The organism is Hyphomicrobium sp. (genome assembly GCF_035572195.1).
In the GTDB taxonomy this organism is placed as follows: domain Bacteria; phylum Pseudomonadota; class Alphaproteobacteria; order Rhizobiales; family Hyphomicrobiaceae; genus Hyphomicrobium_B.
Map to the genome: position 1 here is coordinate 1 of NZ_DATNBA010000007.1, position 7,201 is coordinate 7,201.

Genomic DNA, 7,201 nt, shown 5'->3' on the forward strand with positions numbered 1-7,201 from the left:
CTCGGCCGCTCCAGCGGCGGCAACGTCGGCTCGTTGAGTTATGAGCAGACCAAGGAGCTGCAGCAACTCCTACGGCGGCGTGGACTCGACGTCGGCGAGATCGACGGCAAGCTAGGGGCCGGCACGCGCAAGGCCGTCAAACAAATGCAGATTAAGTTTGGCCTGCCGGCGGATAGCTACCCCACCGCCGAATTGCTGAATGCCCTGCGCGGCCGGACCCAGAGTTCACTCGAGTGAGTTGAGCGGCCGGGCATCCGATCACGACGTCACGGCCGCGTCTCCCGTTAGGGGTCTTCTTCACCTGGCTCTGTATGGCTAGGTCCAGCCCAGCCACGAGATTAAACGAATTGGCCGCTGCTCTAGTGCAGCTTGACTTGCGGCTCGGTGCGCCGCGTCAGCAGACGCGAGACGCTATCGAGCGCCACCTTGATGGGGCCGTGCAGCGCCACTTCGTGCATCTTGTACAACGAGCGATACATGATTTTCGCGAACCAGCCTTCGATGCGCATCGACTTGCCGGAGATGAAGCCCATCAGATTGCCGACCGTCGAATAGTTGCCGAGCGAAACCAGCGAACCAAAGTCGCGATACTTGAAGGGCGTCAGCTGCCTGTCGCCGTTGATGCGGCGTTGAAGCTGGCGCACCAAGTGCGTCGATTGCTGATGTGCGGCCTGCGCGCGCGGCGGGACCGCTGCTGTCTCACCATCTTGGACCAGGTAGGCGGCGTCGCCGATGACGAAGATGTTGTCGTCTCGTGTCGTTTGTAGCGTCGGCTTGACGACCAGCATGTTGGAGCGGCTGACCTCGAGGCCATCGAGCTTGGCCAGAACGTCCGGTCCTTTGACGCCTGCCGCCCAGACCACAAGTTCTGACGGAATGAAGTCGCCGTTGGCAAGATTGACGCCCTGGTCGGTCACGCTCGTCACGCGGCTGTCGACGCGAACCTCGACGCCGAGCTTCTTCAGAATATTGCTCGTGGCCTCTGAAATTCGCTCAGGCAGCGCCGGCAGAATGCGTGGCGCAGCTTCGATCACCGTGATCTTGATGTCCTTTTCGGGATCGATCTTATCGAGCCCGAAAGCAACGAGGCCGCGCGCCGCGTGATGCAATTCGGCCGAAAGCTCGATGCCCGTCGCACCGGCGCCGATGATGGCAACGTGCAGCTGGCCGGGCCTGACGGGGCCCGGCTGCGCGTAGGCACGCACGCAAGCGTTGAGCAGGCGCCGATTGAATTTCTCGGCTTGTTCGGGCGTGTCGAGCATGATCGCATGCTCCTTGACGCCGGGCGTGCCGAAGTCGCTCGAGATGCTGCCGATGGCAATGACGAGCGTGTCATAGCTGAACCAGCGATCCGGCGTAATTTCGCGGCCATCCTCGTCGTGCGTCGGAGCGAGGTGAATGCGCTTGTTGGCGCGGTCGATGCCAATCATCTCGCCATAGCGATATTGGAAGCCGTGCCAATGCCCCTGCGCCTGATAGGGCAGCTCATGGCGTCCGGTGTCCATGCTTCCGGCGGCGATCTCGTGCAACAGCGGCTTCCAGATATGCGTGCGGGCCCGATCGACGAGCGTGATCTCCGCCTTGCCTTTTCGACCCAGCTTATCGCCGAGCTGCGTTGCAAGTTCGAGGCCGCCGGCACCGCCGCCGACAATGATGATGCGATGGAGCTTCGTCTCAGTCGTCGAAGCGGCTTCGGGTGCAGCGAGATTCATGTGGGCCTCATGCGCGCAAAGTCACGTCCGGCGAATTAGGAACGTAATTCGCCGCCGGTAGCTCTCTTAACATCTGCAACGATTTTTTGCGTTATCGTTTCGATCGCCTGGTCGGTCAGGGTTTCAGTCGTGGGCTGAATAGTGACTTCAATCGCAATCGACTTCTTGCCCTCGGCCGCCAGACTGCCGCCCTCGAACACATCGAAGACGGTAACGACGCGAACGAGCCCTTTGTCGGCGTTCTGCGCCGCCTTGACGAGATCGCCGGCCGCAACATCCTTCGGCACGATGAACGCCAGATCGCGCGTCACCGGCAATAGATCTGATGCAGTAAGCGCCAATTTAGCGCGCGACTTCTTTCTTTCTGGCGGCAGAGTGTCGAGGAAGATCTCAAAGGCCGCGACAGGCGCTTCGACATCGAGGGCCTTCAGCGTCGCGGGATGAACGTCACCGAAATACGCGAGGATCGTTTTCGGTCCCAGTCTCAGCGTGCCCGAACGCCCCGGATGGTACCACGCCGGGCAATCACGCGTGATCTGCGCCTTGTTCGCGTCGACCCCAAGCGCGGCAAGCGCGGCGAATACGTCTGCCTTGACCTCGAAGAGGCCGGCGGCTTCCGCCTTGCCGTCCCAATGGCGTCCTGCACCATCGAGCGTCGCCGTTCCGGCGCGAACGCCTGCGGCGCTCAAGTATTGATCTTCCGGCTTATCGCCGCGATAGGCTTGGCCAAGTTCGAACAGAGCCACATCGGCAGTCCCGCGATTGCGGTTGCGGGTGACCGCCGTCAGCAGGCCAGCCAGCAGGCCAGGCCGCATCGACGACATTTCCGTAGAAATCGGATTCGCGAGATCGAGCGATGGGGCACCCCCACCGAAATGCGTCGCCTGGTCTTTCGGAATGAAGCTCCACGTCACCGCCTCGACGAAGCCGCGGCTTGCGAGCAGGCGGCGTGTGCGGCGCGCCCGCTTCTGTTTTTCGGTCAATACGGCGCGCGTGATGCCGTGCGCGCGTGGCAAAGGCGTCGCTGGTACACGGTCGAGCCCGGCGATGCGTACGACTTCTTCAACGAGATCGGCGCCCCCGTGAACGTCGGGACGCCATGTCGGCACGGTTACCTTCGAAGCGTTCGGCTTGCCATCGATCTTGAAGCCTAGGGCCTTCAGCGTCTTCGAGATTTCGGCATCGGAAAGTTTGACGCCGGTCAGCTTTTCGACACGCGCGAAATCGAACGGAATGACGCGCGCCTCGATCGGCTCTTTTCCCGCGACCTTGGCTTTCGATGCTTCGCCGCCGCAGAGTTTCAGGATCATGTCAGTCGCGAGATCGAGCCCCGGCCGCACCGTTGCCGGATCGACGCCTCGCTCGAAACGATAGCGCGCGTCGGTCACGAGGCCCGTTTTGCGCCCCGTTGCTGCCGTTCTGAGTGGATCGAACCACGCGCTCTCGATCAGCACGTTTTTGGTCGTCGGGGTGCAGCCCGTGCTCTCGCCGCCCATGACGCCGCCGAGGCCGAGCGGCCCCGCATCGTCCGCGATGACGCACATCGTCTCGTCGACGCTGTACTCCTTGCCGTCGAGCCCTAAGAACTTTTCGCCCGGCTTGCCCAGACGCGCGCGGATCGCACCTTTGATTTTGTCGGCGTCGTAGACGTGCAGCGGCCGGCCGCGATCCTGGCTGATGTAGTTCGTCACGTCGACGAGCGCATTGATCGGGCGCAGACCGACGGCCTTCAACCGGTTCTGCAGCCAGTCCGGTGACGGACCGTTACTCACGCCTTTGATCGTGCGTGCGGCAAAGACGGGACAGGCATTCGCCGTCTCCGGGCTGAATTCGAGTTTCACCGCAATCCGGCACTCGAACGTCTCTTTGATCGGTCCGAGATTCGGCTCAGGTTTCAGCGTGCCGAGCCCCGCCGCCGCGAGGTCGCGGGCAATGCCGCGCACGCCCGTGCAGTCCGGCCGGTTCGGCGTCAGCTTTACTTCGAAGACGGGATCGTTGAGGCCGGCTACGTCGATGTAGGATTGGCCGATGCGGGAAGCCCATTCGGCCGGCAGGTCGAATATGCCCTCGCTGTCGTCCGAAAGCTCGAGCTCGGCGGACGAGCACATCATGCCGTTCGACACGACGCCGCGCACCGGCTTCTTCTCAAGTGTGATCTTCGAGCCGGGAATGTAGGTGCCGAGCGGCGCGAATACTGAAACCATGCCGGCGCGCGCGTTCGGTGCGCCGCAGACGACTTCCATCAACGGCTGACCCTTGGCGACCTCGACCTGCACGACCTGCAACTTGTCGGCGTTCGGATGCTTCTTGGCTTCGACGATGCGCGCAATCGTGAATCCGCCGAGCGCCTTCGCCGGGTCTTCGACGCTTTCGACCTCGAGCCCGATCGCCGACAACGTCGTCGCCAGCTCATCGATGGACGCCTTGGTGTCGAGATGATCCTTGAGCCAAGAAAGCGTGAATTTCATACTTCGTCATCCTCGAACGTGTGAGCCCCGGCCTTCGACACGCGGAAGCCGCGCGCTTGGCCGAGGATGACGGGTGAGTGCGCACGGATTTGCCATCACGACGACAGTCCGCCACCGAGCGTCGGTACGTCGAGCATGCTGAAGCCGTAGTGACTGAGCCATTTCAGGTCACCGGAGAAAAACGCGCGCAGATCGGGAATGCCGTATTTCAGCATCGTCAGCCGATCGAGGCCCATGCCGAATGCGAAGCCTTGATATTTTTCAGGATCGAGTCCGCAATTCTTCAGGACGTTCGGATGTACCATGCCGCAACCGAGGATTTCGAGCCATTGACCCGGCTTGCCGATCGCTTCGGCGCCGATATCGACTTCGGCGCTCGGTTCCGTGAATGGAAAGTGCGACGCGCGGAACCGCATCTTGACGTCATCGACCTCGAAGAATGCCTTGCAGAATTCCTGCAGCACCCATTTCAAATGTCCCATGTGCGTCGTCTCATCGATGACGAGGCCTTCGATCTGGTGGAACATCGGCGTATGCGTCTGATCGCTGTCGCAGCGATAGACGCGACCCGGCGCAATGATGCGGATCGGCGGCTTTTGTGACACCATCGTGCGGATCTGTACGGGGCTCGTGTGCGTCCGTAGCAGCAACCGCGAGCCGTCGGGCTTCGGCGCGAAATAGAACGTGTCGTGGTCCTGTCGCGCCGGATGCTCGGCCGGGATGTTGAGCTTGTCGAAGTTCATCTCGTCCGTTTCGATGTCGGGACCTTCCGCGACGGCGAAACCCATGTCGGCGAAAATCTCGACGACCTCATCGAACACTTGGCTGACAGGATGAATGCGCCCGCCCGCGACCGGACCTAGCCGCACCGGCAAAGTCACGTCGGCGCGCTCGGTCTTTAATCGAACATCGAGCGCTGCCGTTTCAAGGGCGGCCTTGCGCGCATCGAGCGCGTCAGAGACTTTGCCTTTGAGGATATTGACGGTCTGCCCGAAGCTTTTTCGCTCTTCCGGCGGCAATGCGCCGAGTTTGCTCATCAGCTCCGAGACGCGCCCCTTCTTGCCGAGCGTCGCGACGCGCGCAGCTTCCAGCGCCGCAAGGTCACCGGCGCCGGAAATTTCAGCGAGCAGTTCGCGTTCGAGTTTGGAAAGTTCGGGACTGGAGCCAGTCATGACAATGGCGTCCTCGCTCTACTGCCATCTTCGGGTTTGTCCCGAGGATCCATTCTTCGGCTTGCTACGAAGCAGCTTCGTGTAGCGCAACTTCAGCCGCGTGCGAAACCTGTGCACGGTGGGCCCCCGGGACAAGCCCGAGGGTGACATGTGTGAGTAGGTATCGAGCTTAAGCGGCTTTCTTGGTCTTGGCTTTGTCGGCGTCGGCCTTCGCGACTGGCGAACTCGCAGCCGCGGCGGCCTTGTCGACCAGCGCCTTGAAGCCCGCCGGGTCGTTGATTGCGATGTCGGAGAGAACCTTGCGGTCGACTTCGAGACCGAGGTTCGAGAGACCGTTGATAAATCGGCCGTAGGTCAGGCCGTGCTCGCGCACCGCGGCGTTGATGCGCTGAATCCAAAGGGCGCGGAACGTGCGCTTGCGGCGCTTCCGGTCACGATAGGCGTACTGCTGCGCCTTCTCGACCGCCTGCTTGGCGACGCGGATCGTATTCTTGCGGCGGCCGTAATAGCCCTTCGCTGCTTTCAGAACTTTTTTGTGCTTGGCGTGGGCGGTGACGCCCCGTTTGACGCGGGCCATGGGAGAATGCTCCTCAAATAAAAGACGACTTCAAGATTGGGTCGGGTGAAATGCTCCGTCGCGCGAGGCCGGCTCCCCACAGGGGAGTCGCATGCGACCAACAAGGATTCACCTGGCGTATGGCATGTACTTCTTGACGATCTTCGCGTCAGAATCGTTCAGCACCGCTGTGCCGCGCGCCTTCTGAATGAACTTCGTCGTCCGCTTGATCATGCCGTGACGCTTGCCCGCCTGCGCCGCTACAACCTTGCCGGTGCCGGTCATCTTGAAGCGCTTTTTGGCGCCGCTCTTGGTCTTCATTTTAGGCATTTTGCTTGTCCTCTTTCGCCCACGGGCCGCACCGGATGTTGGCGCTGAACGCGCTTCACATCCTATCCCTCCGCTGGGGCGCGCCTGGCGCGGGCCACAGTCGTGGCCACGGCTCTTGCGAGCCGAAGTGTTCAAGCTTTGCAGCCTGACCACTCTCGACCGTTGCGACACGGCCGGTCCTGCGAAGGGATGCTTTTTGCGGTTTCCGCTTGATTTTCAAAAGCATAAGAACCGCCACGGCATGCCTCGCCGGGCGGCTCTGCTGCGCGTTATAGGAGAGAGCTGGAAAAATCGCAACATTTTCGGGAAGCGTTGCGCAAACCGCCACAGCGGGCGGCATTTTCTTAGAAAACCGTCGAAATTCGTAACGGCCAAACTTGAACGAAGTACAACGGTCCGGAGTTGCTAGCTAATCGAAGCACGGGGGGAAGCGCGGACATGAGACAGATCGTCGATCAAATCATAAACCTGCTGCAGCAGGGCATCACAGCGATATTCAAGTTCGTAGAGCTGATTTGGCGATGGTCGTTCGGCCAGATCATTTCGACGTTCCAATCCGATTGGCAGAGTCTGCCAGTATGGAAGATCGCGGTTCTCGCCATCGTCGTCGTCGCCATCGTCTACGTGCTCTACCGGGCCGCGATCGAGCTGTGGTCGGCCGCCGAGCAAATCCTGAAAGCCTTTGTCGGGCTGCTGATGGTGCTGGTGTCGATCCTGCCCTACGTGCTCGTTGCGGGTCTCATCGCCGCTGCCGGTGGTTACGTCATCCAGCACGTCAATTTCTGATCCGCGATTTTAAAGTGCACCGACGCGGCCGCGCATCGGTCGCGCCTCGGCGCGGTCGCTCCTTGGTTTTACGCGACAGCCGAGCTTCCGGCATTCTCGTTGAACACGAGGCGACTGCGGACGAAGTAGAGGACAACGAAGCAAATCAGCATGGAGATCGTTTTGGCGGCAAGCGGC

General features: G+C 61.3%; 7 protein-coding genes. 2 read left to right on the forward strand and 5 right to left on the reverse strand.

Annotation, left to right across the window (positions count from 1 at the left end):
* Positions 1–237 (forward strand): peptidoglycan-binding domain-containing protein (locus tag VN623_RS01045; protein ID WP_325567216.1); only part of this gene is annotated, 237 nt, incomplete at its 5' end.
* 122 nt (positions 238–359) lie between these two features.
* Here VN623_RS01045 and VN623_RS01050 read toward each other — a convergent pair.
* From VN623_RS01050 to rpmI, 5 genes are all read right to left on the reverse strand, one after another.
* Positions 360–1,712: an NAD(P)/FAD-dependent oxidoreductase gene (locus VN623_RS01050; RefSeq protein WP_325567218.1), complete on the reverse strand. Its 1,353-nt coding sequence runs from the start codon at positions 1,710–1,712 to the stop codon at positions 360–362.
* Between the two features lie 35 nt (positions 1,713–1,747).
* The gene (gene pheT / locus VN623_RS01055; protein ID WP_325567220.1) at positions 1,748–4,180 is read right to left on the reverse strand and encodes a phenylalanine--tRNA ligase subunit beta; all 2,433 of its coding nucleotides are present in this window, start codon (positions 4,178–4,180) and stop codon (positions 1,748–1,750) included.
* Positions 4,181–4,275: 95 nt separating this feature from the next.
* Positions 4,276–5,352, reverse strand: coding sequence for a phenylalanine--tRNA ligase subunit alpha (gene pheS / locus VN623_RS01060; RefSeq protein WP_325567222.1), 1,077 nt, complete (start codon positions 5,350–5,352; stop codon positions 4,276–4,278).
* A 169-nt stretch (positions 5,353–5,521) separates the two neighbouring features.
* On the reverse strand, positions 5,522–5,929 hold the full coding sequence (gene rplT, locus VN623_RS01065) for a 50S ribosomal protein L20 (protein ID WP_325567224.1): 408 nt from the start codon (positions 5,927–5,929) through the stop codon (positions 5,522–5,524).
* A 108-nt stretch (positions 5,930–6,037) separates the two neighbouring features.
* Positions 6,038–6,238: a 50S ribosomal protein L35 gene (gene rpmI / locus VN623_RS01070; protein WP_325567226.1), complete on the reverse strand. Its 201-nt coding sequence runs from the start codon at positions 6,236–6,238 to the stop codon at positions 6,038–6,040.
* A gap of 438 nt (positions 6,239–6,676) precedes the next feature.
* On the opposite strand from rpmI, the gene VN623_RS01075 reads away from it, so the two are divergent.
* On the forward strand, positions 6,677–7,024 hold the full coding sequence (locus tag VN623_RS01075) for a hypothetical protein (protein ID WP_325567228.1): 348 nt from the start codon (positions 6,677–6,679) through the stop codon (positions 7,022–7,024).
* The last annotated feature ends 177 nt before the right edge of the window (positions 7,025–7,201 follow it).

Coding starts and splice junctions, on each gene's coding strand:
- rplT (WP_325567224.1), bottom strand. CDS start 5,929: ATGGCCCGCGTCAAACGGGGCGTCACCGCCCACGCCAAGCACAAAAAA.
- VN623_RS01050 (WP_325567218.1), bottom strand. CDS start 1,712: ATGAATCTCGCTGCACCCGAAGCCGCTTCGACGACTGAGACGAAGCTC.
- rpmI (WP_325567226.1), bottom strand. CDS start 6,238: ATGCCTAAAATGAAGACCAAGAGCGGCGCCAAAAAGCGCTTCAAGATG.
- pheT (WP_325567220.1), bottom strand. CDS start 4,180: ATGAAATTCACGCTTTCTTGGCTCAAGGATCATCTCGACACCAAGGCG.
- VN623_RS01075 (WP_325567228.1), top strand. CDS start 6,677: ATGAGACAGATCGTCGATCAAATCATAAACCTGCTGCAGCAGGGCATC.
- pheS (WP_325567222.1), bottom strand. CDS start 5,352: ATGACTGGCTCCAGTCCCGAACTTTCCAAACTCGAACGCGAACTGCTC.